The following is a 1506-nucleotide window of genomic DNA, read 5'->3' as shown; positions in this document are numbered from 1 at the left end:
AGCGGCGCGGCCTGCACGGGGCCGCGCTGGCGCTGCTGCGGGGGCTCCTGCCGGTCGGGGCCGCGCAGCGCCCGGACATCCTGGCCACCCATGCGCTGGCCGCCGGTCTGTCGGCGGAGGCCGCGCCGCTGGCCCTGGCGGCGGCGGAACAGTTTCTGGCCGGGTCCGCGCTGGTGGAGGCCAACCATTATTTCGACCGCGCGCTGGAGGCGCTTGCCGCCCTGCCGCCCGAGGTCGCGACGCGGCGGATGCGGATGCGCGCCGTCTCCGGCCTGGCGGTGGTGCGGCGGGGCCGCTTCTCGATCGGCGACCCGGAGGTCGGGCGGCTGTCCCGCGAGATGCTGGGCCTGGCCCGGAGCCTCGGCGACGAGGAAGCGGAGCTGCTTGCGCTCAACGGCATCTACTCCAACGCGCTTGTCGCCGCCGATTACGCCGCCGCGAAAATCTGGGCGGCGCAGCTGGTCAAGACCGCCGAGGCGCGCGGCAGCCGCACCTATGCCATGATCGGCCGCCGCGGCCTGGGCAGCGTCGCGCTGCATACCGGGCGCTTCGCCGAGGCCGAGACCCAGCTGGCCGCCGCCTTCGCTGCCTATGACATGGAGCGCGATCTCAGTTTCGCCTTCACCCATGGCTACGACAATGCCGAGATCTGCGCGGTGTTCCTGTCCTTCACCCGCTGGCTGCGCGGCGATCCGGTCGCGGGGCGCGCCGACAGCGCCTTCGCCGTCTCCCATGCCGAACGCATCAATCACGGCCATTCGCTGGGGATGGCGCTTGCCTTCCAGGCGATGCTGGCGGCGATGGCGGTGGATGACGACGCGCTTCTGGCGGGGGCGGATGCGGCGCTGGTCGTGGCCGAACGCTATGACATCAAGGTGGCGCGCGGGGCGGGGCATTTCTTCGGTCTCTGCGCGCGGCTGATCGGGGCGGCACGCCCGCCCGGCCCGGCCGAGGTGGCGCAGGCGCGCCAGGCGCTGGCGCTGTTCCGGGAATACAACCCGACGAATTACGGGGCCTTCTCGGCCGGTCTGGTCGCCTGGATCTGCCTGCGCGCGGGGGATGCGGCCGGGGCGGCCGGGATGCTGGAGGATGCCCGCGCCGAGGAGACGCGCACCGGCGAGACCTGGTGCGGCGCCGAGCGCATGCGCCTGGAGGCCGGGCTGGCGGCGCTGGAGGGAGACCCGGAGCGTGCCGCCGGTCTGCGCGCGGCAGCCCTTGCGCGGGCCCGCGAGGAGGGCGCCGGGATGCTGGCGCTGCGCATCGCCTGCGACATGGCCGAGGCGGAACCCGGCGCGGATCGCGCGGCGCTGCTGGCGGAATGCGCGGCGCGGCTTGCCTCGCAGGATGACGGCTGGGACCTGCGGCGGATGCGCGGGCTGCTGGCCGATCGCGGGGGGCTGATGCGCGCCTGAGGCGCGGGCTCACGGCCGGGCCGCCACCAGGGCGCCCAGCCGGGCAAGCTCGCGCAGTGCCGCCGCCGCAGCATCGGGCGGCGCCAGCCGGGAC

At 75.0% G+C, this 1506-nt stretch carries 1 protein-coding gene; it reads left to right on the top strand.

Going from position 1 to position 1506, the window contains the following annotated elements; genetic code table 11:
* Positions 1 to 1412: ATP-binding protein (locus tag ICN82_RS21150; RefSeq protein WP_193187324.1), on the top strand; the 1412-nt coding region annotated here is incomplete at its 5' end.
* Positions 1413 to 1506 lie beyond the last annotated feature (94 nt).

Source organism: Mangrovicoccus algicola (assembly GCF_014903745.1).
GTDB classification, from domain to species: domain Bacteria; phylum Pseudomonadota; class Alphaproteobacteria; order Rhodobacterales; family Rhodobacteraceae; genus Mangrovicoccus; species Mangrovicoccus algicola.
The sequence above is the reverse complement of the archived record's forward strand: the minus strand, read 5'-3'. Positions and strand labels throughout refer to the sequence as shown.